Source organism: Thiobacillus sp. SCUT-2, assembly GCF_035621355.1.
GTDB classification, from domain to species: Bacteria; Pseudomonadota; Gammaproteobacteria; order Burkholderiales; family Thiobacillaceae; genus Thiobacillus; species Thiobacillus sedimenti.
Genome location: NZ_CP141769.1, coordinates 812,838 through 836,948, shown reverse-complemented (window position 1 = coordinate 836,948; position 24,111 = coordinate 812,838). Strand labels below are relative to the sequence as shown.

Below are 24,111 nucleotides of genomic sequence, written 5' to 3'. Positions count from 1 at the left end.
GCGGCTAGCAAGCCGGGCGCGCGTATTCGTCGACGTAGCGGCCGCGGGACGGCGCCTTGCGCGGCTGAGGCGCCTTCTTGCGGACACCGTCGGCCGGCTTCTTGACCTTCTCGTCGGCGTCGGACTTGACGCGGCTGCGCCCCCGTCCCGGACGCACCGAGGTGCCGGCGCCGACCGGGCTGGCGAATTCGAGGGCGGGACGATGCGCCGATGCCTGCCTCGCCTTCATGCCGCCTCCCGCCATTCCTTGAGGCTGCCTGCCAGCGTGCGCGTCAGCGCGATCAGGCTGGCCAGCGTATCGGCGTCGGGACAGGATTCGCACGCGGTGATCTTGCTGTCGGCGTAGACGGACAGAATCAGCAGGTTGTGCTGCACTTCCGGCGGAAGCAGCAGGCTTCCGTGCGCGAGCGCCGCCTGGATCGCGTGCCAGACGCTGCGGCTGGCCTCCAGCGCGGTCATCAACTGAAGCGAACGATCGGGGGCATGCCAGTGCCGCTGCACGGCCATCAACTGGGCGGCGATTTCGTCGAGCTGGGTCGCTTCGTCCATCATCACGTCTGCGTGGCGGATGCGGCGCTGCGCCTGCCTGATCTCGTTTTCCGGGCTCATTGTCGTCCTTGCTGCTCGACCGGGGCACCTCGCCCACGGTTACGTAGCAAGTTAGCGGCGGCGACGGGCCCAACTTTAGGCAAGCTAAATGCATGCCTGAATGCGTCGGATTCCCGTCAGTCGTCCTGCAGGCTCTGCCCGGGAAAAAGCGTCTCGGTGAAGCCGAAATTGCGCAGGTCGCGGATCCGCATCGGATACAGGATACCGCGCAGATGGTCGACCTCGTGCTGCACCACGCGTGCGTGGAACCCGCTCACGCTGCGGTCGATCGGATGCCCGGCGGCATCGAACCCCTGGTAGCGCAGGCTCGCGTGGCGCGGCACCAGTCCCCGCATGCCCGGTACCGACAGGCAGCCCTCCCAGCCCTCTTCCATCACGTCCGACAGCGGCGTCAGGACGGGGTTGATCAGGACCGTGAACGGCACGCCTTCGGCATCCGGATAACGCGGATTCGACGCGACTTCGAAGATCACCACCTGCAGGCCGACCCCGATCTGCGGCGCGGCGAGCCCGGCGCCGTTGAGCGCGCGCATGGTGTCGTGCATGTCGACGATCAGCCGGGCAAGCTCGGGCGAGCCGAAGTCCTCGACCGCACGTGCCTGCGCCAACAGGCGCGGGTCGCCCATCTTCAGTACGGGTTGGATGGCCATGCTTGCTCCAGTCGTTGCAGGTCCGCCGCCTCCAGCCAGCGCCAGGCGCCGGGAGCCAGGTCGACGGGCAGTGCGAAGGCGCCCATCGCTTCGCGATGGAGCGCCTCCACCCGGCTGCCGGCCGCGGCAATCATGCGCTTGACCTGGTGGTATTTTCCCTCGGCGAGCGTGAGGCGCAGGGTGATCGCATCCAGCCTTTCGCACGCCAGCGCCGCGATCGGCGCCGGCTCGTCATTGAGCTGGACGCCGGCGCGAAGCGCCTCGAGCATGGCATCGGTCACCGGCTCGGCGCAGCGTGCACGATAGACCTTGGCGATGCGTTTTCTGGGCGCGATCATGCGATGGATGAACTGGCCGTCGTCGGAAAACAGCAGCAGCCCGGTGGTGTCCTGGTCGAGCCGCCCGACGCACTGCACGCCGCGCTGCAGCAGCGGCGCAGGCAACAGGCTGAAGACGCCGGGATGGTGGCTCGGGTGATGCGAGCACTCGTAGCCGGCCGGCTTGTGCATCATGAGATAGGCCTTCTCGCGATAGGCCCAGACGGCACCGTCGAGCGTCAGCTCGAGGCCCGTGGTATCGATCTCGGCTTCGGGATCGTCGCAGACGGCCCCGTTGACTGCGACCGCCCCCGCACGCACGCGTGCCATGCAGCCCTTGCGCGAGCCGAAGCCCTGCGACTGCAGGATGCGATAGAGCTTCATCGTCCCCGCGTCACGGCGCAATCAGATTGCGCACAGGCCTGCCGCGTCGTCGGTCACCAGCTGCTCGAGCAGGTGGCGCACCTGATGCATCACCTCGCCGACCACCGCCTGGATTTCCTCCATCTGGATGCCGTCGGCCGACAGCCCGCGGCCGGCCGCGTAGTTCACGACCGCGCCCACCGTCGCATAGCAGAGCCCCAGCTCGCGCGCCAGGTAGGCCTCGGGCATGCCGGTCATGCCGACCATGTCGGCGCCGTCGCGTTCCATGCGGTTGATTTCGGCCGCGGTCTCCAGACGCGGGCCCTGCACCGCACCGTACACCCCGCCCGCGCGCAGGCGGATGCCGGCATTGTCGGCCGCCTGCAGCAGCGCAGCGCGCATCGCCTCGCAATACGGATAGGTGAAATCGACATGGGTCACCGGCTTCTCGCTCTGCACGAAATACGTCGCCCCCCGGCTGTGGGTGTAGTCGATGACCTGGTCGGGAATCACCAGGGTGCCCGGAATCAGCTCGGGCAGGATGCCGCCGACCGTCGCCACCGAAACGACGCGGTCGACGCCGTGATCCTTCAGCGCCCACAGGTTGGCACGGTAGTTGACCTCGTGCGGCGGGATGGTGTGGCCGTAGCCGTGCCGCGCAAGGAAGATCACCTCCTGGCCGCAGATGCGGCCGAAGGTGAGCGCACCCGAGGGTTCCCCCCAGGGCGTGCGGGCCACCTTGCGGTGGGTGATCTCGAGATTGGCGAGCTGCGTCAGTCCGGTGCCGCCGATGATGGCTAACATGTCATGCGTCCTTCAATGCGTAAATGGCAGGCAGGTTGCGCCACAGTCCGTAGGCGTCCATGCCGCAGCCGAACACGTAGCGGTCCGGCACCTCCAGGCCGACGAAATCCGCGCGGATCGGCTTGGCGAGCCCGTTGGCCTTGTCGGTGAGCACCGCCGACGTCACGCGCGCTGCCCCCATCTGCACCAGCTTGTCGCGGATCGCCGCCAGGGTTTCGCCTTCGTCCAGGATGTCGTCGAGCACCAGCACGGTCCTTCCGGCCACGTTCTGCCCGGGCAGCACGCGCCATTCCATCTCGCCGCCCTGCGTCTTGCCCCGATAGCGGGTGACATGCAGATAGTCGAATTCGAGCGGAAAGCGCAGCCGCGGCAGCAGCTGGCCCGCGAACACCACGGCGCCGCCCATGACGGCCAGCACCAGCGGGAAAGCCCCGGCGAGCTCGCGCCCGATCTCCGCGGCCAGCCGGTCGAGCGCCGCCTGAACCTCCGTTTCGGTGGCGATGCGCTCGGCGCGGTCCAGCATTGCTTGCGCGTCGTGCCGTGTCATGGCGTCCCCGGATCTCCTGAAAAACCGGCAGTCTACGGACTGTCGGCCGATGTTTCCAGACTCGGCACCGGTCGAGTAAGCTTGCGCCATGTCGATTGCGCCCCCGCCACCCTGCGATTTCGATGCCTCCGGCTGGCTGTCCGCCGCCCGGCACATCCCCTCGCCGAACTGCGACGCGCGCCCGCAGGACATGGCGATCGAACTGGTCGTCATCCACAACATCTCGCTGCCGCCGGGCGTCTTCGACGGCGACGCGGTGATCGAGCTGTTCACCAACCGGCTCGACTGGGACGCGCATCCCTATTACGCGGGCATCCGCGGCCTCCGGGTCTCGGCGCACTTCTTCGTCCGCCGCGACGGCGCACTGATCCAGTTCGTGCCCTGCACGCTGCGCGCCTGGCATGCCGGGCTGTCGAACTGGGAGGGACGCGAGCACTGCAACGACTTCTCCATCGGCATCGAGCTGGAGGGTGCCGACGACCGCCCGTTCACCGACGCCCAGTACGCCACGCTCCGTCCGCTCGTGGCCTGCCTGAAGACACGTTATCCGATCCGCGGCGTGGTCGGCCACAGCGACATCGCGCCCGGCCGCAAGACCGATCCCGGCCCTCATTTCGCCTGGCACCGGCTGGATGAGCAGACGGCCTGAGCGGCTCGCCTGCCTCGCGCTGGCCGCGGCGCTGCTCGCCGGCTGTGCCCCGACCCTCAATCTCGACGCCAGGCGCCTGCCCTCGCAGGCGATATCCACCCGCGAAGAGAGCCCCCTGAAAGAGCGGCTGGCCGCCTGGATTCCGCCTGGCGAATCGGGCTTCCACCTGCTGGAGGACGACCGGGCGGCGCTGGCCGCCCGGCTCGCGCTGGCTGCGCGCGCGAGCCGCACGCTCGACGTGCAGTACTACCTGTTCCACAACGACACCACCGGCAAGATGGTCGCCGCCGCGCTGCTGGCCGCGGCCGAACGCGGCGTGCGCGTGCGGCTGCTGATCGACGACATCGACGCCGCCGACAAGGACCTCGGACTCGCCACGCTCAACGCCCATCCGAACATCCAGGTGCGCCTGTTCAACCCCTTCCACACCCGCAGCACCAGCCTCCTGGTGAAGGGCTGGCAGGCGCTGCGCGAGCGCGTGCGCCTCAACCGCCGCATGCACAACAAGCTCTTCATCGCCGACAACCAGCTCGGGATCACCGGCGGGCGCAACATCGGCGACGAATATTTCGGCGCCGACCACCGGGTCGCCTTCGTCGACCTCGACGTCCTCGCGGGAGGCGCGGTCGTCGACGCCATGTCGCACGCGTTCGACGCCTACTGGAACAGCCAGGCCGCGGTCCCCGCCTCCGCCCTGCCGGTAAGGACCAGCGAGCAGCGGCTGCAGCGCACCATCGAGCGCCTCGTCACGTTCAGGGCCCAGCAGCTGGACAGCGAGTACGGCCGCGCGCTCACCGCGGCCGACCCGCTGCCGGGGCTCCTGCAAGGCACGATTCCGTGGCGCATCGCGCGCGCCGACCTGATCGTCGACCCGCCGGACAAGGTACTCAAGCGCCACGAAGCCACCTCGCAGCTGCTGCTCGGCCAGTTCGCCGGCCTGGGCCTCAATCCCGCGCGGCGCGCGCTCATCGTGTCGCCCTATTTCGTGCCCGGCGCCACGGGCATGGCCTATTTCGAATACTGGCGGAGCCGCGGCGTGCAGGTGGACGTGCTCACCAACGCGTATTCCGCCAGCGACGTGCCGATCGTGCATGCCGGCTACGCCAACTATCGCGTCCCGCTGCTGGAAGCCGGGGTCAACCTGTACGAGCTGAAGCCGGTGGCCGAACCCATCGGGGGCCGCCTGCGCGACCTGCGCCGGGGCTCCTCGCGCGCCAGCCTGCATGCCAAGACCTTCGTCTTCGACGACGAATACGTATTCATCGGCAGCTTCAACTTCGATCCGCGTTCGACCCTGCTCAACACCGAAATGGGGCTGGTCATCCATTCTCCCGAGATCGCCCGCGAGGTCACCGCGATCGCGGAGGACGCCATGCGCCCCGAGCGCAGCTTCCGCCCCCGCCTGGTGGTCGAGACCGTCGGCGCCAAGGCGGTGAGGCGGCTGCAGTGGACCGACGTCCACCAGGGCACCCCGCGCACCTTCGACCTCGAGCCGGAGACCACTCCGATCCAGCGCGGCCTGCTGCGCATCCTGCAGGCGCTGCCGATCGAGGACTACCTGTAAGCCGCGGTAAAATCTGTTTTTTCGGTTCTGCTGGATCTCCGTATGCGCCTCGGCACGCCCCTCTCGCCTTCCGCCACCCGCGTCATGCTCCTGGGTGCGGGCGAACTCGGCAAGGAAGTCATCATCGCCCTGCAGCGCCTGGGCGTCGAAACCATCGCCGTCGACCGCTATGCGCATGCGCCCGGGCACCAGGTCGCGCATCGCGCGCACGTCATCGACATGACCGACGGCGCCGCGCTGCGCGCGCTGATCGAAGCGGAGCAACCGCAGCTCGTGGTGCCCGAGATCGAGGCGATCGCCACCGAGGCCCTGCTCGAGATCGAAGCCGCCGGGCTCGCGGAGGTCATCCCCACCGCACGCGCCGCCAATCTCACCATGAACCGCGAGGGCATCCGCCGCCTCGCCGCGGAGACGCTCGGGCTGCCGACGTCGCCCTACGTGTTCGCCGACAGCCTTGCCGCCATGAGCGAAGCCGCCGCCAAGCTTGGCTATCCGGTGATCGTCAAGCCGGTGATGTCATCGTCCGGCAAGGGGCAGTCGCGCGTCGACGACGCCAGCCAGCTCGCGGCCGCGTGGGACTATGCGGCCGCCGGCGGGCGCGTGCACAAGGGCCGCGTCATCGTCGAGGGCCTGATCGACTTCGACTACGAGATCACGCTGCTGACGGTGCGTGCGCTCGGTGCTTCCGGCGCGGTCGAGACGCATTTCTGCGAGCCCATCGGCCACGTCCAGGTGAAGGGCGATTATGTCGAGTCGTGGCAGCCGCAGCCGATGTCGCCCGTCGCGCTGCAACGGGCGCAGGAGATCGCCGCCGCCGTCACCGGCAACCTCGGGGGGCGCGGCGTCTTCGGCGTGGAGCTGTTCGTCAAGGGCGACGCGGTGTGGTTCTCCGAAGTCAGCCCGCGGCCGCACGACACCGGCATGGTGACGATGGCCACGCAGCGGCTGAACGAGTTCGAGCTGCACGCGCGCGCCATCCTCGGCCTGCCGGTCGACGTCGGGCTGCGCGAGCCGGGCGCCTCCGCCGTCATCTACGGCGCGATGGACGCCGGCGGCATCGCCTTCGACGGTGTCGCCGACGCCCTGCGGGCGGCGGGCGTCGACGTGCGCCTGTTCGGCAAGCCGGAAGCCTTCCCCCGCCGCCGCATGGGGGTGGCGCTCGCCGCGGCGGAGAACGCCGACGAAGCGCGACGCCGCGCCAAGGCGGCCGCAGCCGCCATCAAGCCCGTGAAAGCCTGACGCATGCAGACCCATTACGAACGCCTCGGCGGCAGCGAGCTCATCCGCACGCTGGTCGACCGCTTCTACGACCTCATGGACGAGGACCCGGACTACTACGGCATCCGCAAGCTCCATCCGGCGGACCTGACCGAATCACGCAACAAGCTCTACTGGTTCCTGTCCGGCTGGACCGGCGGGCCGCCCGAATATACCGACCGCTTCGGCCATCCGTTCCTGCGGCGCCGGCACATGCCCTTCGCCATCGGCGAGGCCGAGCGCGACCAGTGGATGGCATGCATGATCCGTGCGATGCAGGACGTCGGCGTGGAGCCTGCGCTGCAGAAGGAACTGACGGCCGCCTTCTTCAAGACGGCCGACTTCATGCGCAACCAGCCGGGCTGACATGAAGAAACTCGTCGGCTGGGGGGCGCTGTTCGTCGTGCTGGCGGCAATCGTCGGGCTGCCCTGGCTGATGCTGGACGACGCCCCCGCAGTTGAGCCGCCGTCGCAATTCCGCCGCGCCGATCTTGCCTGGATCAAGTCGCTGTTCGAGAAGCACGACCCGCGCGGGCAGACGCCCGGCGTCGTGCAGACGGTCCAGCTCGACGAAGCCGACCTCAACCGCCTGCTCAATTACGCGGTCGAGCTGCGGCGCGTCAGCGGCATCGCGGCGGAACTGGATCCGGGGGTGGCCACGCTGACGGCCACGCTGACCGTCCCGTCCTTGTGCCCGTCAGGGTGCACGCCGTTCGGCCGCTACCTCAATCTCACAGCCGAGGTCGTCGAAGTCCCCGGCGGCGTTCGCATCGACAGCCTGCAGCTCGGCAGCCTGCCGCTTCCGGGCGCCCTGGCCGACTGGACCGCACGGCTGGCGCATCGCTGGCTGCGGCGCGACCCGACCTATGCCGCGTTGTCCGACGCCGTCGTCCGTATCGGCTTCGGCGAGAACCAGGCCACACTCGACTATCGCTGGCAGCCCGAACTGCTGACCCGCATCGAGCGCAAGAGTGCCGAACTGCTGATCGCCCCGGACGACCAGGCGCGCATGCTGGCCTATGCGGAACGGCTCGACGCCCTGCTGAAGCACCACCCGCGCGGCAGCACGGTGCCGCTCGTGAATGTCACGGCGCCCCTGTTCGACCATGCCCTGCAGGCCGGCGCCGACGCCCGTGGAGAGAACCGCGCCGCCATCACCGCCCTTGCCGCGTATCTGGCCGGCATCAGCCTGCCCAGGCTGCTGGAAGGCGACAGCCACTCGATCCGCCGGGCGCCGCCCGTGCTGCTGTCGCTGCACGGCCGGCGCGATTTTGCCGAGCATTTCGTGATCTCCGCCGCGCTCTCGGTGAATGGCGGCAGCCGCCTCGCCAACGCGATCGGGCTGGTCAAGGAGGAAGAGGACGCGAGCAAGGGCTCGGGCTTCAGCTTCACCGATCTCGCCAACGACCGCGCCGGGGTCAGGCTCGGCCAGCGGGCGGTCGGCGATGCGGCCGACAGGGTGCGGCAGCAGCTGGCGCTGGCGCACACCGACGACGCCCTGCTGCCCGACTTCCGCGACTTGCCGGAATTCATGCCGCAGGCCGAATTCGACCGCCGCTTCGGGCCGGTCGGCAGCCCGCGCTACGAACGCATCATCGAACGCATCGACGCCCGCCTCGCCGCCCACCCCCTGACTCGATAAGCCGTCGCACGACCGTGCTACAATGCCGGGTTTCCCCGAATCCGGCCCCACACAGGCACCCAATCATGTCCCGCAAGCTCCGCAATATCGCCATCATCGCGCACGTCGACCATGGCAAGACCACGCTGGTCGACCAGCTCCTCAAGCAGTCCGGCACCTTCCGCGACAACCAGGCCGTCGACGAGCGCGTCATGGACTCGAACGACCTGGAGAAGGAACGCGGCATCACCATCCTGGCGAAGAACACCGCGATCGAATACGGCGATACCCACATCAACATCGTCGACACCCCCGGCCACGCCGACTTCGGCGGCGAGGTCGAGCGCGTCCTCGGCATGGTCGACGGCGTGGTGCTGCTGGTCGACGCCGTCGAAGGCCCGATGCCGCAGACGCGCTTCGTCACCAAGAAGGCGCTCGCGCTGGGCCTGCGCCCGATCGTCGTGATCAACAAGGTCGACCGCCCCGGTTCGCGTCCGGACTGGGTGGTCGACCAGACCTTCGATCTGTTCGACAAACTGGGGGCAACGGACGAGCAGCTCGACTTCCCCATCATCTACGCGTCCGGCCTCAACGGCTGGGCCTGCCTCGACCTCAAGGACGCCCCCTCCAAAGGTGGCAGCGCGGCCGACATGACGCCGCTGTTCGAGACCGTGCTGGCGCACGTCCCCACCCCGCCCGGCTCGTCCGACGCGCCGCTGCAGCTGCAGATCGCCGCGCTGGATTACTCGACCTACACCGGCCGGCTGGGCGTCGGCCGCATCCTCAACGGCCGCATCAAGCCCGGCATGCAGGTCGCGGTGATGAACCACGAGGAACAGGTCGCAACCGGCCGCATCAACCAGGTGCTCGGCTTCAAGGGGCTCGAGCGCATCCCGGTCGACGAAGCCGAGGCCGGCGACATCATCATCATCTCGGGCCTCGAGGACATCGGCATCGGCGTCACCATCTGCGACAAGGACAGCCCGGTCGGCCTGCCGATGCTGTCGGTCGACGAGCCGACGCTGACCATGGATTTCATGGTCAACTCCTCGCCGCTCGCCGGCACCGAGGGCAAGTTCGTCACCAGCCGCCAGATCCGCGACCGCCTGACCAAGGAGCTGCTGACCAACGTGGCGCTGCGCGTCGAGGACACCGGAGACGCCGACGTCTTCCGCGTCTCCGGGCGCGGCGAGCTGCACCTGACGATCCTGCTGGAGAACATGCGCCGCGAGGGCTTCGAGCTGGCGGTCGCCAAGCCGCGCGTGGTCTACAAGGAGATCGACGGCGAGAAGTGCGAGCCGTACGAGAACCTCACGATCGACCTCGAGGACGAGCACCAGGGCGCGGTGATGGAAGAGATCGGCCGCCGCCGCGGCGAACTCACCAACATGGAATCCGACGGCCAGGGCCGCACCCGCCTCGAATACCACATCCCGGCGCGGGGCCTGATCGGCTTCCAGTCCGACTTCATGACCATGACGCGCGGCACCGGCCTGATGAGCCACGTGTTCGATGACTACGGCCCGGTCAAGGCCGACCTGCCCGGCCGCCACAACGGCGTGCTCGTTTCGCAGGAGAACGGCGAGGCGGTGGCCTATGCGCTGTGGAACCTGGAAGACCGCGGCCGCATGTTCGTCTCGCCCGGCGACAAGCTGTACGAAGGCATGATCATCGGCATCCACAGCCGCGACAACGACCTGGTGGTCAACCCGATCAAGGGCAAGAAGCTCACCAACGTGCGGGCCTCCGGCACGGATGAGGCGGTTCGCCTGACGCCGCCGATCAAGCTCACGCTGGAATCCGCGGTCGAGTTCATCGACGACGACGAACTGGTCGAGATCACGCCCAAATCGATCCGCATCCGCAAGCGCCACCTGCAGGAGCACGATCGCAAGCGCGCGGCGCGCGAAGCCGCATAAGCCAAGCGATGGCATGCCCGAACCCGGCCCCGCGCCGGGTTTTTTCTGGCCGCCAGCGGGTAGAATCGACGCCATGCAACCCGTCGAAATCGGCCTCCTGATCGGCCTTGCCGCCCTACTCGTCGTCAGCTTGATCCTGCTCGTGCGCCTGCAGGCGCTGCGCCGCGATCAGCTGGCCCTGCCCGCCCAGCTCGTGCAGGACATGGAGGCGCGTCACCGTGCCGTGCTGACCGACCTCCACGCCGGCCTCACCCAGCAGTCCGACCGCGTGCAGGCCCAGCTCGCCGCCCTGCAGGTCGCGCAGACCGAGCGCCTGTCCGACACGCGCGCGAGCGTCACCGAGCATCTCGGCCAGTTCCAGACGGCGATGCTGGAAAAGCTGATCGAGCAGGGCCGCGCCGAGCAGAGCCTGCTGCAGGACACGCTGAAAGGCATGAGCGCGCAGTTCGGCGATCGCGTGCAGCAGCTGTCGCAGACCGTCGACGGCCGCCTCAACGAGATATCCGGCAAGGTCGCCGAACGGCTCGACGAGGGCTTCAAGAAGACCAACGAGACCTTCACCTCGGTGATGACGCGGCTCGCCGTGATCGACGAGGCGCAGAAGAAGATCGAGGGGCTGGCGTCCAACGTCGTCAGCCTGCAGGAGATCCTCGGCGACAAGCGCTCACGCGGCGCCTTCGGCGAGGTGCAGCTCGAAGCCCTGGTGCGGAACAGCCTGCCCCCCGACGCCTACGCCTTCCAGCACACCTTGAAGAGCGGCGCACGCGCCGACTGCGTGCTGATCCTGCCCGAGCCGACGGGCACCGTCTGCGTCGACGCCAAGTTCCCGCTGGAAAACTACAGCCGCATGTTCGACGACGCCCTGCCGCCCGCCGAGCGAGACGCGGCGCGGCGGCAGTTCAAGATGGATGTGAAGAAGCACGTCGACGACATCGCCGCCAAGTACATCGTCGCCGGCGAAACCTCGGACGGCGCGGTGCTTTTCCTGCCCGCCGAGGCCGTGTTCGCCGAGATCCACGCCTATCATCCCGACCTCGTCGAACACGCGCAGAAGCAGCGCGTCTGGCTCACTTCGCCGACGACGCTGATGGCGGTGCTCAACACCGCGCGCGCAGTCATCCGCGATTCGGAGACGCGGCGCATGGCGCACGTCATCAAGGACGAGCTCGCCAAGCTGGCGAAGGATTTCGCGCGCTTCGACGAACGCATGAAGAAGCTCGCCACCCACATCGAGCAGGCGAACAAGGACGTCAGCGAGGTGCGAATCTCGAGCGACAAGATCAGCAAGCGCTTCGCGCAGATCGAGCGCGTCGAGCTCGAGCATCCGGACGCGGCGAGCGCGCGCCTGCTCGACGCCGACGAATGAGCTGGTTCAGCCGCTGGCGGCGCGAACGCATCCTGCGCCATCATCTCATCCCCGCCGGGGCCTTCAACCAGACCGTCGATGCGCTGCCCATCCTTGAGGGTCTCGCGGACGACGAACTGCAGCGCCTGCGTGAACAGGCGAGCCTGCTGCTCCACGACAAGACCTTCTCGGCCGCCGGCGGCGCCGTGGTCGACGCACGCATGCAGCTCGCCATCGCCGTGCAGGCCAGCCTGCTCACGCTGAACCTCGACGAGGCGAGCTACCGCGGCTGGAGCGAGATCATCCTCTACCCCGACGAATTCCTGCGTCCGCGCGAGGAGATGGACGAGGCCGGCGTGGTGCACCACACGCGCGATATTCTTGCCGGCGAATCCTGGCACGGCGGCCCGCTGGTCCTTTCGCTCGCCGACGTCGCGGCGAGCGGGCAGCGCGACGGCTTCAACGTCGTGCTGCACGAGTTCGCCCACAAGCTCGACATGCTCAACGGCGACGCCAACGGCTTCCCGCCCCTGCATCGCGGCATGAGCGCGAAGGCCTGGGCGCAGGATTTCGGCGCGGCGTACGAGGCCTTCTGCGCGCGCGTCGACGCCGGAGAAGACACCGATCTCGATCCCTACGCCAGCAACGCACCGGCTGAATTCTTTGCGGTCCTGACCGAGGCGTTCTTCGAGACGCCGGCGCTCTTGCATGCCGAGTATCCGGCGGTATATGGGCAATTGCAGCAGTTCTACCGCCAACATCCGCTGGCGCGCGCAGGCGGCCGCGCATGAGCGAGGGCCCGCACGTCGCCGCGCGCATGGACGACATCGCGCCGTTTCACGTCATGGACATCCTGGCGCGTGCGCAGGCCATGGAAGCGGCCGGACGCGACATCATCCACCTCGAAATCGGCGAGCCCGATTTCGTGACGCCGGCCCCCGTCGTCGAAGCGGGCGTCGCCGCGCTGCGCGCCGGCCATACCCATTACACCGGTGCGCTCGGCCTGCCGGCATTGCGCGAGGCCATCGCCCGCTTCCACGCGACGCGCTGGCAGGCCACGGTCGACCCTGCGCAGGTCGTCGTCACGCCCGGCGCATCGGGCGCGCTGCTGCTGGCGCTGGGCCTGCTCTCCGGCCCCGGCGACGAGGTGCTGATGGCCGATCCCGGCTATCCCTGCAACCGCCATTTCGCCCGCTTCTGCGAGGCAAGGCCCGTGAGCGTTCCGGTCGACGCGGCGACCGGCTTCCAGCTCACGCTCGACCTGATCGATCGCCACGCCACGCCCGCAACCCGCGCCGTGCTGGTCGCCAGCCCGTCGAACCCGACCGGCACCGCGATCGCGCCCGGCGAACTCGAGCGCATTCACGCGTGGTGCGCAGCACGCGGCATCGCGCTGATCGTCGACGAGATCTATCTCGCCCTCACCTACGACGGCGGCGAGCACACCGCCGCACGGTGGGACGATGTCTTCGTCGTCAACAGCTTCTCGAAATATTTCCTGATGACCGGATGGCGGCTCGGCTGGCTGGTGGCGCCTCGCTGGGCGATGCCGGCGCTGGAGAGGCTGGCGCAAAACCTGTTCCTGGCGGCCCCGACGCCCGCGCAGCACGCGGCGCTGGCGGCATTCGCTCCGTCCGCGCTTGCGCTGTTCGAGGCCTGCAAGGCCGAACTCCGGACCCGCCGCGACTTCCTGCTGCCCGCCCTGCGCGACCGCGGCTTCGCGATTCCCGTGACGCCGCACGGCGCGTTCTATGTGTATGCCGAGTGCAGTCGCTTCACCTCGGACAGCCAGGATTTCGCGCGCCGCCTGCTCGAGCAGGCCGGCGTCGCCGTCACGCCTGGCATCGATTTCGGCCGGCACGGGGGCGACCGCCACGTGCGCTTCGCGTACACCCAGCCCCTGCCACGCCTGGCCGAAGCGATGAACCGCCTCGATCAATTCCTGCAGACATAAAAAAACCGGCCCGAAGGCCGGTTTTCTTTGCTGACTCGCAAGAAATTACTTCTTGGCAGCGTCGCCAGCGGGAGCAGCGGCGTCGGCAGCGGGAGCGGCCGGAGCAGCAGCGTCAGCAGCCGGAGCAGCCGGAGCGGCAGCGTCAGCAGCGGGAGCAGCCGGAGCAGCAGCTTCCGGAGCAGCGGGAGCAGCAGCTTCCGGAGCGGGCGCAGCAGCGGCGGGCGCTTCAGCGGGAGCAGCAGCTTCTTCTTTTTTGCCGCAAGCGGTCATGGAAACAGCCAGCAGAGCAGCCAGGAGAACGGAATATTTCATTTGATTTCCCTTTACTTTATATAAAAACCCACACCAGAGATCGGTCCGGGACTTGTGATCCAGCCGACGCGCGGAATTCTAGCAAATCGGCAAAAGAAAACCACAATCTATTAATTTTCTTCCTGGGCAGCCTCTTTGCGTTGCGAAATAACCACAAGGAACGCACCCGCTTCGCGGCGAAGGCATCGCGTGCCGGTCAGCACGCTCGAACTGGACGTCCGGCGACCGCCGCCATCGGCCATCCGGAAGCCGCCGGCCGCCTATTTCGCCTGCGGCTCGATGAACTCCCCCGGCTGGCTGCCGGGACGCAGCCTGCCCTGATAAATGAAGCCCGTGCCGTAACGGCGCTGACCGTCGGACGTCGTGATGAGTTCGTTCTCGCTCCACACCCACACGTGGCCGTCGCGGGTATCGAGTATGAGCGCCCGCGCGCCGCCCTTGCCGCCATCCGCGCCAGCCAGGGGCAGGGCCTCGTAGCGGCCGATCCCCGCGCGCCCGTCATCCGCATGGGCCCCCGTGGCGAGCCACAGCACACCCGCCAGCATCCATCTTCCCCGCATCGCGCCTCCTTTCATCTGAACAAGGCCGACACGTCGGCCGCATCCAGCACGTATTCGTGATTGCAGATATCGTCGTGGACGCGAATCTCACCCTGCTCCGCGATGATGGCCTCGCACTCGGCGCGCCCCACGCCGCGCAGCATGGAATAGATCTTGGCCAGGTCGTAAGGGCAATGGTAGCTGACCGGGCGCGGATCGTAGACGCGCACGTCCTCTTCCGGGAACAGGCGTTCGATCAGCTTGATCGCGCCGAGGCGAAGCAGTTCATCGTCGCGCACGGTATTGGCCAGGATCTGCACGCGGTTCCAGCCGTCGGCGTCGCGCGCGGCGGCGCCCGGCAGCGCCTGCAGGAACAGCCCGGCAGCCGTCTCGCGGTCGGCCGCCAGCCACAGCCGGGTCGGCAACTGCTCGGACTGCGCGAGATAATGCTCGAACACCGCCGCCAGCGCGTCGCCCTGCAGCGGAACATGACTCTGGTAAGGATGCCGCATGTCTGCGGTATCGAGCGTCAGCGTCAGTGCGCCGTCGCCCAGCAGTGCGCGCAGGTCGCCGGCAGGCCCGTCCAGGGCGGAGTTCATGCCCGTCCGGGTACGCGCCATTCCGCGCAGGCGCAATTGTTCATCGCAATCCATCACCAGCATGGAGACGTCGCCGTCGCCCCGCAGCTGAAAGGTCAAGCGACCCGATTGCTTGAGATTGGCTGCGATGAGCGTCGTCACCGCGGCCAGCTGGCCCAGGAGTGCGACCGCGGCATCGGGGTAGGCGCGGCCGGCGGTCATTTCGCGCCAGGCGCCGCCGAGCTGCACCCAGGCGCCGCGGATATCGAGCGCTTCGAAGAGGAAGCTGCGCACCCGGTTCGGCTGCTGTTCCGGCACGTTCAATTGAGCTGCACCCGCTCGCCCCAGGGAACGCTTCCCTTGCCCTTGACCAGCCAGATCACGGGGTAGTTGGGCGGCAGCTTGGGAAAATCACCTTCGGCGTCGGTGAAATAGACCAGCATGTTGGGACTGCGATTCTCGTGCTCGACCCAGTCGAACACCGGGCGGAAGTCCGTACCGCCGCCGCCTTCGATCTCGGACGGCAGCTGCATCGTGTCCCACGGCTCGAATTCCCACGGCGCCTTCTCGGCGACACGGTTGTCGCACGCCAGCAGCGTGATGCGCGCGCGTACCTGGCCCTTGAGCGCATCGAGCTCGGTGATGAATTCGCGCAGCTCGTCGTCGGAGATCGATCCGCTGGTGTCGATCGCGGCGATCACGTCGATGCCCTCGCTCGACAGGCGCGGCAGCAGCGCGTCGCCCTCGCGCCGGGACGGCCGCCGCCACGAGTAATCGTCGCGCTGGTTGACCGCGAAGAAGCGCGCCAGCAGCGCGCGCCAGGGCAGGCTCGGCGCGAGCAGGTCGTCGACCCAGCGCATCATCGACTGCGACAGCTTGCCGGCCTGGCGCGCCGCCTGCGCCGCGGCGGCGAGGCGGTTCTTCCACTGTTCGGCCAACTCCTCGCGTTCGCTCTGCGACAGCGGATCGGGTTTCTGCGAAGCCTGGCTGCCGCTGCCGTCGCGCTCCTCGGCCTCGCTCTGTCCTTCCTTGCCCTGGCCGCCGGATTCGCCGGCCTCCGGATTGTCCTGGCGCTGGTTTTCGTCGGGGCTCGCCCCCGCCTCGTTGTCATCGTCGAACAGGTGCTCGTCGAACGATTCTTCCGGCGTGTCCTCCGGAATCAGCGGATAGATCTCCTCCGCCGACAGCGTGAGGTAGTTCTGGTCGGCGAGGATGCCGTGCAGCGGCGGCTTCATGCCGTCCTCGATCAGCACGAGATTCACGGCGTGTTCGCAGGCGACGTCCCAGCGCCGCTTGATGCGTCCCTGGCGACGGTGGTCGTGGCCCATCGCGCAGTGCATCGCCTCGTGCGCCAGCACGAACTGGGTCTGCGCGAGGTTGAGGTGCTCGATGAAGCCCGGGTTGAAGTAGAAGGCCTTGGCATCGGTCGCGGTGGTCTTGCACCAGTCGGGCGCGGGCTTCAGCGGCAGGTGCATCACCAGCGACCCCAGGAAAGGCCGCTCCATGATCAGCCGCGTGCGCGCGGCGGCAAGCTTCGTCAGGATGGGCTGGAGAGCGGCGTCGTCTGCGTCGGACATGCCAGGCGATCCGATCAATGCTCGTACAGGACGAGGTCCGCAATGCTGTTCGCCCACTCGGCGAACGCCGGCACCGCGAACAGCGGCCGGCCGACGGCACGGTGCAGGTCGGACACCAGCATCACGCCCAGTTCGCGCTGCGGGAAGCGGTGCGCGTACTTGAGGATGTTGCCGTAGATCGTCGCGGCGTTGCCGGCATCGGCGGCCTGTACGGCCTTCCGCACCAGCGCGGCGGCGACGCCGTACTGCAGGTCGACACCCTGCGGCACCTCGGCGTCCTTGCCCTCGATGATGGCGTCGATGTCGGGCATCTGGGCCATGTTGTCGACGAAGGTCTTGAGCTCGAGGCCCGCCGACTGCCCGACGCAGGCGATCAGCGCGTCGGCCAGCAGGCCGGTCTGGTCGAACTTCTGCAGGGCGCGGTGGGCGAATTCCCACGAGCGCGGGCTGGGGAAGGCGATCGGCGTGTGTGCCGGATCGAAGCTGAACAGCAGGTCCGGGCGGAAGCGCAGGAAGGCGATGACGCGCGGATCGATGTCCTCGCTGTGCGCCCAGTGCACCCAGTCGTCGAGGAAGACCTCGACTTCGTAGTGGGTGAAGCGGTTCGCGAGCGGCGCCGGCATCGCGTAGGTCACGCCGCGGTCGCCCTGGCGGTTGCCCGCCGCGAAGATCACCCAGCCCTCCGGCACCTTGTACTCGCCGAGGCGGCGGTCGAGGATCAGCTGATAGGCCGCGGCCGAAACCGTCGGCGGCGCCGAGGTGATCTCGTCGAGGAACAGGATGCCCGCCGGCCCGTGGCGTTCGGCGTCCGGCAGCACCGCCGGAATCGACCACTCGACCAGCTGGCCGCTGCGGAACGGGATGCCGCGCAGGTCGGTCGGCTCCATCTGCGAGAGGCGGATGTCGATCAGCGGCACGCCATGCTGCTGCGCGATCTTGGCGACGATCTGCGACTTGCCGACACCCGGCGGGCCCCACAGCATCACCGGCGTGTGGTGGCCGTCAGCGGCGCTTTCGAATTCGCGGTTGAGGATGGTTTCGATGTGGGAGGGACGCATGGCCGGACACGACAACGGGAATGGCCTCAAATGATAATCGCTCGCGCACCTGCATTCCAGCTTCGCCCTTGCTCGAGGTGGGGGGATTTTGCTACCGTGCCGGCAGGACCTGGTCGGCCCCGGGATGCGCGTACCGATTGCATGGCAAACCCTATGGATGGATGCAGCATGAATTTTTGCAGTGAATGTGGCAGCGCCGTCGTGCTGCGCGTGCCGGCCGGCGACCATCTGCCGCGCCACGTGTGCCCCGACTGCGGCACCATCCATTACCAGAACCCCAAGATGGTGGTCGGCTGCATCCCCGAGTGGGAAGACAAGGTGCTGCTGTGCCGTCGCGCGATCGAGCCGAAGTACGGGCTGTGGACGCTGCCGGCCGGTTTCATGGAAAACGGCGAGACGACGCTGGAAGGCGCTGCACGGGAGACCTGGGAGGAAGCCGGGGCACGCATCGAGGTGGGCAAGCTCTATACGCTGTACAACCTGCCGCATATCAACCAGGTCTACTTCATGTTCCGCGCCCGCCTGCTCGATCTCGACTTCCAGCCCGGCATCGAATCGCTCGAGGCCCGCCTCTTTTCCGAAGCGGAAATTCCCTGGGAGGAGATCGCCTTCCGCACCGTGCGCGCGACGCTGGAGCAGTATTTCAGGGACCGCCGCACCGGCTCATTCGATTTTCATTTCGGCGACATCCGCACGCGCTAGGCCGCGGCGGCGAACTGCTCCCGGCCGATGACGTCCATGCCCACGCGCAGCCAGCCTTCGTGGGTTTCCTGCACCTCGCCCAGGCGAAGCCGGTAGGCGACGTCACCGTCGCGCAGCATCAGGGGCGCGCCCAGCTGGTAATGCGTCTTCGGCAGCAGCAGGTTGCTGACACCCTGCTCCGTATGCGTCATCGGCAGGAACACGGCTGACGTCGGCTCGCGCGTCACGCCCGGCACGTCGGTCTCGAAGTAGATATCCACCCGCTTGGGATGGCGCGAAAGGCGCTGCGTGCCGACCAGATGCTGGCCGTCTTCCTCGCGGTCCCAGCGAATCGCCAGCAATTGCCAGACGCTCTCCGCCGGATCCCATGTGACCGCGACCAGCCTGCCATGCGGCAGCGCGGCCGTCTCGGACAGGGAAAACCCCATCCCCTCGGTGCTCTCGTCGCGCAGCATCCAAGGCTCCAGCAGCGGACGCCCCTTGGCCGACTCCGGGTGCGCGAGCGCATTCAGGATATTGCCCATCCCGGCAGCGACCCACACCCGACCGAAGCGATGGGTCCGCTGGCGGCTCCGGCGGATGCCCCCACGCTCGATCAGGCTCGCCACCTGGCGGGTGAGGCCGTTGCCCACCTCCGGCGTGCGCTCGTCCAGCGCCTTCAGGTAATCGACCAGCGGCCCCAGTGCGAAGTAGCGCAGGCGCCTGCCCTGAACCCAGTCGTGCTCCAGCATGGAGGCCCCCTCGCTCAGCGACAGGTCCACCACATGGGTATGCACGCCACGTTGCGGAACCGTCACCGGCAACGGCAAGGGCTCGTATCCCTCGAGTATCTGCGCGATCGCCTCGATCTCCTGGGGGCGGTACCCGAGCGGGTGGATCAGCCCCAGCAAGACGATCAGCGTGTACTCGCGGGCGCACTGGGTGGACTGTCCACCGATCCGTACGTCGCGCGTGGCGCCTCCTTCCCGTTCCATGAGGCGATAGACCTTGTGCACCCGCCGCCAGGTGGAGGCCGCCGGGCTTCGCGCCTGATGGTAATCCCAACGCATCACCAGGCCTGCGTAGCGCAGCGCACGCGCGCCGAGTTCGGCGGCGAAGGGCTTGAGCGCCCCGCTCTGGGGATTCCGGTATGCCTGCTTCAGCATGCCCAGCCAGGCTTCCGCGAGCATCGACCAGAACAGCCAGGACTCGCGCCACAAGGCCTGGCGCGCCAGGCGGAATGCGGCCTGGTTGCGCACATACTGGTCGACGATGCGCGCCTGCATGGCCAGGCCGGCCTCTTCCAGCTTCATCAGCGATTTCATGCGCTCGACCGACGCGGCCTCGTTTTCCGCGTTGAACCGTTCGAGCCCCTCGACCAGCGCGTGATGCGCGTCATATTCCGAGTCCGCATGCAGGTTCTTCAACCACTTCTCGGTCGCTTTCACGGACGCGAACGGCGATCCCGACTCGGCCTTCCTGCGGCGGGTGATCGTGGTCAGCATTTCGAAGAAATCGCTCATGGTGGCGTCGTGTGGTCTTCTTGTCGGGGACGCCTGCAGACCAGCACCAATTGTGCCAGTGCCGGCGCCGCACCCGGTCAGGGTCAACACCTTGGTTTTGCTCGGATTCAAGCGTCTCCGGAACGGCCGTCCCGCCGGGCGCTAACGAAAATCCGACATCCCATGTTGAAGCCACGTCAGTCCGCGCGGCGCCTGCGCGCCCGGACAAAGCAGGGTGAACTCGCTACAATGCGCGCCGTGGAAGCGTGGCCGAGCGGTTTAAGGCACCGGTCTTGAAAACCGGCGATGGCGCGAGCCATCCGTGAGTTCGAATCTCACCGCTTCCGCCACGCCGGCACCGCCCGCCCTGGCGCTGGTCAACACGATAACGGCCCGACCACGATGCCGGTCGCCTTCAGCAAGGCGGAAAATTCCTCGCCGGCGAGCACGCGGTATTCCATCGCACGCACCGCACGCAGGGGATCCGCGCCTTCCCAGGGAAGCGAAGGATGGCACATCAGGACGTCCCCATCGCCCGCACAGGCGAGCCAATGCCTGAGCTTCACCAGGTAATCGGCTTCCGACGGTTCGAACCCGTATACCCCCACGAGGTGCCCGTTCTGCCGATAGCCGTGGCGATGGGCGATCCTCGCCAAGGGCCGTGCCCCCAGCCTGGCAATGAGCCAGGTCTTCAGCGCTGTTGCACGCGACAAGCCCGCGCGGCGACAGGCCGCAGGCGGCAGCGTCGCGCGCAGCCACGGCCGTGCCGCGCCGCAGCGTCGGTCCATCACCTCGATGAGAACGTCCCGGATGACCGGCAGCTGGTGCACGTGCTGATGGCCATCGACAAATGCAGGCAGGCGCCCCATGGCGGCCTCGAAGCGGTCGAACTGCCGCTCGATCGCCCTCCGGATGGCGGCGCGATCAAGCAGCCGGGCATAGCAACGCGCGATCAGGATTCCGAGCGGAAGGCATCCGCCCTGGCCGAAGTCCTCGGTGAAATTGAGATGCAGCCCCACCTCGGCGGCCACGCTTCCGGTCCGCAAGGCCTGCGCACCCGCGTGCCACGCCGGCCCGTCGACGAGACAGCTGAGCGCGCTCACCCGCCCACGCGTCGCCAGCTCCAGCGCCGCCTGGTTGATACCCTCGTGTTGGCCAAAATCGTCCACGCAGACACTGATCGCGCGCGACACTGGCAACCGTGTGGATTGTGACAAGGGAATCCTTCCGTAGAATGCCAGGGTTCCTTCCTGGCGAGTCCTCGATGTTCCTGCTTCGTTACCGCCCGATCACCTTCATTCTGGTCGGGAGCGCCGCCGCGTTCGTTCACCTGCTGACTGTCGTCCTGCTGGTGGAAAAGCTGGCGATCGTGCCGCTGGTCGCCAATGTCGGCGGCTGGCTGTGCGCATTCGCCGTGTCGTACGGCGGACATGCCCTGCTGACGTTTGCGGATCATGATGCGCCGCTGCTGCAGTCGGCCAGCCGCTTTTTCCTCCTGTCGGCCGCGGGCTTCGCCATCAATGAAGCCGCCTACGCCATCCTGCTGCACGCCAGCCGAGTGCCCTATTACGTGCTGCTCGCGATCATCCTGATAGGCGTGGCGGTCGCGACCTACCTCCTCAGCCGCCACTGGGCGTTTGCCCGCACCCGCCCCTAGCGGCCAGCTCGCCGCGCGTGACCCGCCACACCGTCGTCCCCTCGTGCGTCGCGAACGGCGCGATCTGCTTCAGGAAGGCCTCGGTGCCCTCCGCCCCCTTCGGCGCGATCAGCCACGTCACCGGTGACGCGCACAGGGTGCGGTCGAGTTGCGCGACGTCGAACAACAGCTGCGCGGCCCGCTGCGGATCGAACCGCCCCGCATCGGCCATCGCCTTGCGCCAGTTGTCCGCCTTCGAGGTCTTCGTCGCACGCCAGTCGTCGAATATCCGGACCGGTGCCTTCAGCCCCAGGTAGAACGGCACGTCGAAGAACTGGTTCCGCAGGAACACGACCGCTTCGTTGGGCTGGCGCTGCGCGGCAATCCGCGCGCTCAGGCTTCTGTCGGTCTTGTGGTTGAAGATGTTGTTGGCGGCGATCGCTCCCAGGCAGATCGTGCCGGCCAGAACGGCAGGCCCTATCGGCATGCGCGGGGGCGTCGCGCCCCCCCGGCGGCGCGCCAGCCCCTCCGCGATCAGGTAGGCGAGCGGCGGCAGCACCGGCAGCACGTATCCCACGATCTTGGACGACGGGATGGAGAAGAAGCCCACGATCCCCAGGATCCAGATCCACATCAGGGAGCGCACGGTCGGCTTGGCCTCGGGATTCTGCCGGAGGTTTTTCAAAGCGGCGGGCAGCCACAGGGACCACGGCAGGATCAGTATCAGGATGACCGGCGCGTAGAACCAGAACGGCATGGGATTGTTGAACCCGCCCTCGGCAAAGCGCTGGAACTGGTGGTAAATGAAGAAGTAGTGCAGGAAATCGGGAAAGCGCGCCTGCATCGCGACGAACCACGGTGCCCCGGCCAGCAGGAACACGATCAGGCCGGGGATCCAGAGGAGCTGGCGCAACAGCGGAAGCCGCCGGTTCCAGGCCAGCCAGACGACGATCACCATGCCCGGCAGCACGATGCCGATCAGGCCTTTGGCCAGCACACCGAGCGCCGCCGCCAGATAGGCGCTGGTCAACAGCGCCTTGTAGGGCCTGCCCCGATCCGCATTCATCCCGGCTTCCGCGGCCAGCACGATCGTGGCACCGATGAGACCGGCCACCAGCATGTCGAGATTGGCGAACTGGGCCCCGCCGAAGAAGAACGGCTGCGTGACGAGGATCAGCAGCGCCCCGCGTGCCACCGTCGTACCCTTCTGCCGCAGCGCGAATCCGTACAGGGTGAATGCCGCGACGGCCGCGCCGAGATACGGCGCGAGACGCGCGGCCCATTCGCGCATGCCGAACACGCTCAGGCTGGCCGCGGTGATCCAGTAGAAGAGCGGCGGCTTGTGGAAGAACGGCAGGCCGTCGAGAGTCGGATAAAGCCAGTTGCCGGAAGTGAGCATTTCCCACGCGACCGAGACGTAGCGTCCCTCGTCGGGCAGGGCCAGCGGCCGGACCCCGAGCGTCAGGGCAAGCCATCCCAGCGCGAGGAGAAACAGTCCCGCGTCCTTTCTGCTCCAACCCGCGGTCACGACTGGCTATCCCGCAGAGCGCGTCCCGCCCGGTGGCGAACGACATACAGCGGACGCCCCTTGACCTCCTCGAAGATGCGGCTGACGTACTCGCCGAGCACGCCGAGACCGATCAGCTGGATTGCGGAGAAGAACATCAGGCCCACCACGATCGTGGTCCAGCCGGGGACCTTGTGGCCGTGGAGGAGATAGTCGAGCGTCAGATAGCCCCCGTAGGAGAAGGCCAGCAACGCGAGCACGAATCCCATCAGGCTCGCGATGTGCAGCGGCCAGGTGGTGAACGCGGTCAGCCCGTCGAGCGACAGGCGCAGCAACCGGAGCGGATTGAACGTGGTGCGCCCGGCGGCACGCGCTTCCGGCACATAGGCGATTTCGACCGATTTGAAGCCGACCCACGCGTACAGCCCCTTCATGAAGCGGTTGCGTTCCGGCAGGTCGAGCAGCGCGTCGACCACCGCGCGGTCCATCAGGCGGAAGTCGCCGGCGTCGGCCGGCACCCGGAAACGCGCGCCGGCATTGACCAGCCGGTAGAACCACCCGGCTCCCAGGCGCTTGAGCAGGCGCTCGTCGCGGCGGTGCTCGCGCACCGCGTAGACGACGTCGTAGCCCTGCTGCCATTGCGCAAGCATCGCGGGAATCAGGTCCGGCGAATGCTGCAGGTCGGCGTCCATCATCAGGCAGGTTTCGCAGCGGGCGGCCTCGAGGCCTGCCGTGAGCGCCGCCTCCTTGCCGAAGTTGCGCGACAGCTGGATCGCCTGGAAGCCCGGCTGGGCCGACCAGAAGGCGAAGACCTCAGCGGTGTTGTCGCGGCTGCCGTCATCCACGAGAATGACTTCCCAGTCGCTAACCAGCCCCTGCAGCATGTCCTGCAGACGCGGCAGAAGGCGGTTCAGATTGTCAGCCTCGTTGTAGCACGGGATGATGATGGAGAGCCCCGGAACCCGCGGACGCGGCTTGAGGGTGAAGTCCATGTGCGGCGCCGTCTCCGGCGCGCGATCCCGCGAGGACGGCGGCCATGGCACGGCAGGTACAACGGAAAGGTCATGAGTGTGAAGCTTGTTCTGACGCATCGGTTCCCGGTTCATATCCAGTTCGGCTTGA

Annotated in this window: 25 protein-coding genes and 1 tRNA gene; 12 read left to right on the top strand and 14 right to left on the bottom strand. The window is 67.7% G+C overall.

Annotated features, from left to right (window positions below):
• Positions 1-4 precede the first annotated feature (4 nt).
• The 6 genes from VA613_RS04085 to VA613_RS04060 form a co-directional block, all read right to left on the bottom strand.
• Positions 5-229, bottom strand: a complete 225-nt coding sequence (locus tag VA613_RS04085) for a hypothetical protein (protein WP_324780585.1) — start codon at positions 227-229, stop codon at positions 5-7.
• The gene (locus VA613_RS04080) at positions 226-609 is read right to left on the bottom strand and encodes a flagellar biosynthesis regulator FlaF (RefSeq protein ID WP_324780584.1); all 384 of its coding nucleotides are present in this window, start codon (positions 607-609) and stop codon (positions 226-228) included. The genes VA613_RS04085 and VA613_RS04080 overlap by 4 nt, the downstream gene beginning before the upstream one ends.
• Before the next feature lie 116 nt (positions 610-725).
• Entirely contained in the window at positions 726-1,259 is a 534-nt protein-coding gene (def, locus tag VA613_RS04075) for a peptide deformylase (RefSeq protein WP_324780583.1), read from the bottom strand.
• Entirely contained in the window at positions 1,238-1,960 is a 723-nt protein-coding gene (locus VA613_RS04070; protein ID WP_324780582.1) for a 16S rRNA pseudouridine(516) synthase, read from the bottom strand. Before VA613_RS04070 ends, def begins: the two co-directional genes overlap by 22 nt.
• A gap of 21 nt (positions 1,961-1,981) precedes the next feature.
• Positions 1,982-2,743 carry an S-methyl-5'-thioinosine phosphorylase gene (locus VA613_RS04065; RefSeq protein ID WP_324780581.1) on the bottom strand — a complete coding sequence of 254 codons (762 nt, stop codon included), beginning with the start codon at positions 2,741-2,743 and terminating at the stop codon, positions 1,982-1,984.
• A gap of 1 nt (position 2,744) precedes the next feature.
• On the bottom strand, positions 2,745-3,290 hold the full coding sequence (locus VA613_RS04060) for a hypoxanthine-guanine phosphoribosyltransferase (RefSeq protein ID WP_324780580.1): 546 nt from the start codon (positions 3,288-3,290) through the stop codon (positions 2,745-2,747).
• 88 nt (positions 3,291-3,378) lie between these two features.
• Between VA613_RS04060 and ampD the strand changes: the two genes are divergently transcribed.
• The 9 genes from ampD (at position 3,379) to VA613_RS04015 (ending at position 13,599) form a co-directional block, all read left to right on the top strand.
• Positions 3,379-3,939, top strand: a complete 561-nt coding sequence (gene ampD / locus VA613_RS04055) for a 1,6-anhydro-N-acetylmuramyl-L-alanine amidase AmpD (protein WP_324780579.1) — start codon at positions 3,379-3,381, stop codon at positions 3,937-3,939.
• On the top strand, positions 3,923-5,503 hold the full coding sequence (locus tag VA613_RS04050) for a phospholipase D family protein (RefSeq protein WP_324780578.1): 1,581 nt from the start codon (positions 3,923-3,925) through the stop codon (positions 5,501-5,503). Before ampD ends, VA613_RS04050 begins: the two co-directional genes overlap by 17 nt.
• A 42-nt stretch (positions 5,504-5,545) precedes the next feature.
• A complete protein-coding gene (purT, locus tag VA613_RS04045; protein WP_324780577.1) occupies positions 5,546-6,742 on the top strand; it encodes a formate-dependent phosphoribosylglycinamide formyltransferase in 1,197 nt (398 codons plus the stop codon).
• A 3-nt stretch (positions 6,743-6,745) separates the two neighbouring features.
• Positions 6,746-7,126, top strand: a complete 381-nt coding sequence (locus VA613_RS04040; protein ID WP_324780576.1) for a group II truncated hemoglobin — start codon at positions 6,746-6,748, stop codon at positions 7,124-7,126.
• A gap of 1 nt (position 7,127) precedes the next feature.
• Entirely contained in the window at positions 7,128-8,402 is a 1,275-nt protein-coding gene (locus VA613_RS04035; protein ID WP_324780575.1) for a hypothetical protein, read from the top strand.
• Positions 8,403-8,467: 65 nt separating this feature from the next.
• A complete protein-coding gene (gene typA, locus VA613_RS04030; RefSeq protein ID WP_324780574.1) occupies positions 8,468-10,300 on the top strand; it encodes a translational GTPase TypA in 1,833 nt (610 codons plus the stop codon).
• A 73-nt stretch (positions 10,301-10,373) separates the two neighbouring features.
• Positions 10,374-11,666, top strand: coding sequence for a DNA recombination protein RmuC (locus VA613_RS04025; RefSeq protein WP_324780573.1), 1,293 nt, complete (start codon positions 10,374-10,376; stop codon positions 11,664-11,666).
• On the top strand, positions 11,663-12,436 hold the full coding sequence (locus VA613_RS04020) for a M90 family metallopeptidase (RefSeq protein WP_324780572.1): 774 nt from the start codon (positions 11,663-11,665) through the stop codon (positions 12,434-12,436). The genes VA613_RS04025 and VA613_RS04020 overlap by 4 nt, the downstream gene beginning before the upstream one ends.
• Entirely contained in the window at positions 12,433-13,599 is a 1,167-nt protein-coding gene (locus VA613_RS04015; RefSeq protein WP_324780571.1) for a pyridoxal phosphate-dependent aminotransferase, read from the top strand. The genes VA613_RS04020 and VA613_RS04015 overlap by 4 nt, the downstream gene beginning before the upstream one ends.
• Positions 13,600-14,171: 572 nt before the next feature.
• On the opposite strand, the gene VA613_RS04010 is transcribed toward VA613_RS04015, so the two are convergent.
• The 4 genes from VA613_RS04010 to VA613_RS03995 are packed head-to-tail and all read right to left on the bottom strand — an operon-like array spanning position 14,172 to position 17,663.
• Positions 14,172-14,471: a hypothetical protein gene (locus VA613_RS04010; RefSeq protein ID WP_324780570.1), complete on the bottom strand. Its 300-nt coding sequence runs from the start codon at positions 14,469-14,471 to the stop codon at positions 14,172-14,174.
• Between the two features lie 11 nt (positions 14,472-14,482).
• Positions 14,483-15,352, bottom strand: a complete 870-nt coding sequence (hslO, locus tag VA613_RS04005; protein ID WP_324780569.1) for an Hsp33 family molecular chaperone HslO — start codon at positions 15,350-15,352, stop codon at positions 14,483-14,485.
• Entirely contained in the window at positions 15,349-16,605 is a 1,257-nt protein-coding gene (locus tag VA613_RS04000; protein WP_324780568.1) for a vWA domain-containing protein, read from the bottom strand. The genes hslO and VA613_RS04000 overlap by 4 nt, the downstream gene beginning before the upstream one ends.
• A gap of 14 nt (positions 16,606-16,619) precedes the next feature.
• On the bottom strand, positions 16,620-17,663 hold the full coding sequence (locus VA613_RS03995; RefSeq protein ID WP_324780567.1) for a MoxR family ATPase: 1,044 nt from the start codon (positions 17,661-17,663) through the stop codon (positions 16,620-16,622).
• Positions 17,664-17,831: 168 nt separating this feature from the next.
• On the opposite strand from VA613_RS03995, the gene VA613_RS03990 reads away from it, so the two are divergent.
• Positions 17,832-18,365 carry an NUDIX hydrolase gene (locus VA613_RS03990; RefSeq protein ID WP_324780566.1) on the top strand — a complete coding sequence of 178 codons (534 nt, stop codon included), beginning with the start codon at positions 17,832-17,834 and terminating at the stop codon, positions 18,363-18,365.
• Here the strand turns inward: VA613_RS03990 and VA613_RS03985 are convergent.
• Positions 18,362-19,867, bottom strand: a complete 1,506-nt coding sequence (locus VA613_RS03985) for a hypothetical protein (protein ID WP_324780565.1) — start codon at positions 19,865-19,867, stop codon at positions 18,362-18,364. The genes VA613_RS03990 and VA613_RS03985 overlap by 4 nt on opposite strands.
• Positions 19,868-20,106: 239 nt before the next feature.
• Here VA613_RS03985 and VA613_RS03980 point away from each other — a divergent pair.
• Positions 20,107-20,196: transfer RNA gene (locus VA613_RS03980), tRNA-Ser, on the top strand.
• Positions 20,197-20,223: 27 nt separating this feature from the next.
• Here VA613_RS03980 and VA613_RS03975 read toward each other — a convergent pair.
• On the bottom strand, positions 20,224-21,063 hold the full coding sequence (locus VA613_RS03975; RefSeq protein ID WP_324780564.1) for a ChbG/HpnK family deacetylase: 840 nt from the start codon (positions 21,061-21,063) through the stop codon (positions 20,224-20,226).
• Positions 21,064-21,110: 47 nt separating this feature from the next.
• Between VA613_RS03975 and VA613_RS03970 the strand changes: the two genes are divergently transcribed.
• Entirely contained in the window at positions 21,111-21,503 is a 393-nt protein-coding gene (locus tag VA613_RS03970; RefSeq protein ID WP_324780563.1) for a GtrA family protein, read from the top strand.
• Here VA613_RS03970 and VA613_RS03965 read toward each other — a convergent pair.
• Both VA613_RS03965 and VA613_RS03960 read right to left on the bottom strand, forming a co-directional pair.
• Positions 21,466-23,010 carry an ArnT family glycosyltransferase gene (locus tag VA613_RS03965; RefSeq protein WP_324780562.1) on the bottom strand — a complete coding sequence of 515 codons (1,545 nt, stop codon included), beginning with the start codon at positions 23,008-23,010 and terminating at the stop codon, positions 21,466-21,468. The genes VA613_RS03970 and VA613_RS03965 overlap by 38 nt on opposite strands.
• On the bottom strand, positions 23,007-23,981 hold the full coding sequence (locus tag VA613_RS03960) for a glycosyltransferase family 2 protein (protein WP_324780561.1): 975 nt from the start codon (positions 23,979-23,981) through the stop codon (positions 23,007-23,009). The genes VA613_RS03965 and VA613_RS03960 overlap by 4 nt, the downstream gene beginning before the upstream one ends.
• Positions 23,982-24,111: the final 130 nt, after the last annotated feature.

Bases quoted from the DNA above. Each gene is read 5' to 3' on its own strand.
- VA613_RS04085 (WP_324780585.1), bottom strand. From the start codon at position 229: ATGAAGGCGAGGCAGGCATCGGCGCATCGTCCCGCCCTCGAATTCGCC.
- VA613_RS04080 (WP_324780584.1), bottom strand. From the start codon at position 609: ATGAGCCCGGAAAACGAGATCAGGCAGGCGCAGCGCCGCATCCGCCAC.
- def (WP_324780583.1), bottom strand. From the start codon at position 1,259: ATGGCCATCCAACCCGTACTGAAGATGGGCGACCCGCGCCTGTTGGCG.
- VA613_RS04070 (WP_324780582.1), bottom strand. From the start codon at position 1,960: ATGAAGCTCTATCGCATCCTGCAGTCGCAGGGCTTCGGCTCGCGCAAG.
- VA613_RS04065 (WP_324780581.1), bottom strand. From the start codon at position 2,743: ATGTTAGCCATCATCGGCGGCACCGGACTGACGCAGCTCGCCAATCTC.
- VA613_RS04060 (WP_324780580.1), bottom strand. From the start codon at position 3,290: ATGACACGGCACGACGCGCAAGCAATGCTGGACCGCGCCGAGCGCATC.
- ampD (WP_324780579.1), top strand. From the start codon at position 3,379: ATGTCGATTGCGCCCCCGCCACCCTGCGATTTCGATGCCTCCGGCTGG.
- VA613_RS04050 (WP_324780578.1), top strand. From the start codon at position 3,923: ATGAGCAGACGGCCTGAGCGGCTCGCCTGCCTCGCGCTGGCCGCGGCG.
- purT (WP_324780577.1), top strand. From the start codon at position 5,546: ATGCGCCTCGGCACGCCCCTCTCGCCTTCCGCCACCCGCGTCATGCTC.
- VA613_RS04040 (WP_324780576.1), top strand. From the start codon at position 6,746: ATGCAGACCCATTACGAACGCCTCGGCGGCAGCGAGCTCATCCGCACG.
- VA613_RS04035 (WP_324780575.1), top strand. From the start codon at position 7,128: ATGAAGAAACTCGTCGGCTGGGGGGCGCTGTTCGTCGTGCTGGCGGCA.
- typA (WP_324780574.1), top strand. From the start codon at position 8,468: ATGTCCCGCAAGCTCCGCAATATCGCCATCATCGCGCACGTCGACCAT.
- VA613_RS04025 (WP_324780573.1), top strand. From the start codon at position 10,374: ATGCAACCCGTCGAAATCGGCCTCCTGATCGGCCTTGCCGCCCTACTC.
- VA613_RS04020 (WP_324780572.1), top strand. From the start codon at position 11,663: ATGAGCTGGTTCAGCCGCTGGCGGCGCGAACGCATCCTGCGCCATCAT.
- VA613_RS04015 (WP_324780571.1), top strand. From the start codon at position 12,433: ATGAGCGAGGGCCCGCACGTCGCCGCGCGCATGGACGACATCGCGCCG.
- VA613_RS04010 (WP_324780570.1), bottom strand. From the start codon at position 14,471: ATGCGGGGAAGATGGATGCTGGCGGGTGTGCTGTGGCTCGCCACGGGG.
- VA613_RS04000 (WP_324780568.1), bottom strand. From the start codon at position 16,605: ATGTCCGACGCAGACGACGCCGCTCTCCAGCCCATCCTGACGAAGCTT.
- VA613_RS03995 (WP_324780567.1), bottom strand. From the start codon at position 17,663: ATGCGTCCCTCCCACATCGAAACCATCCTCAACCGCGAATTCGAAAGC.
- VA613_RS03990 (WP_324780566.1), top strand. From the start codon at position 17,832: ATGAATTTTTGCAGTGAATGTGGCAGCGCCGTCGTGCTGCGCGTGCCG.
- VA613_RS03985 (WP_324780565.1), bottom strand. From the start codon at position 19,867: ATGAGCGATTTCTTCGAAATGCTGACCACGATCACCCGCCGCAGGAAG.
- VA613_RS03970 (WP_324780563.1), top strand. From the start codon at position 21,111: ATGTTCCTGCTTCGTTACCGCCCGATCACCTTCATTCTGGTCGGGAGC.
- VA613_RS03960 (WP_324780561.1), bottom strand. From the start codon at position 23,981: ATGGACTTCACCCTCAAGCCGCGTCCGCGGGTTCCGGGGCTCTCCATC.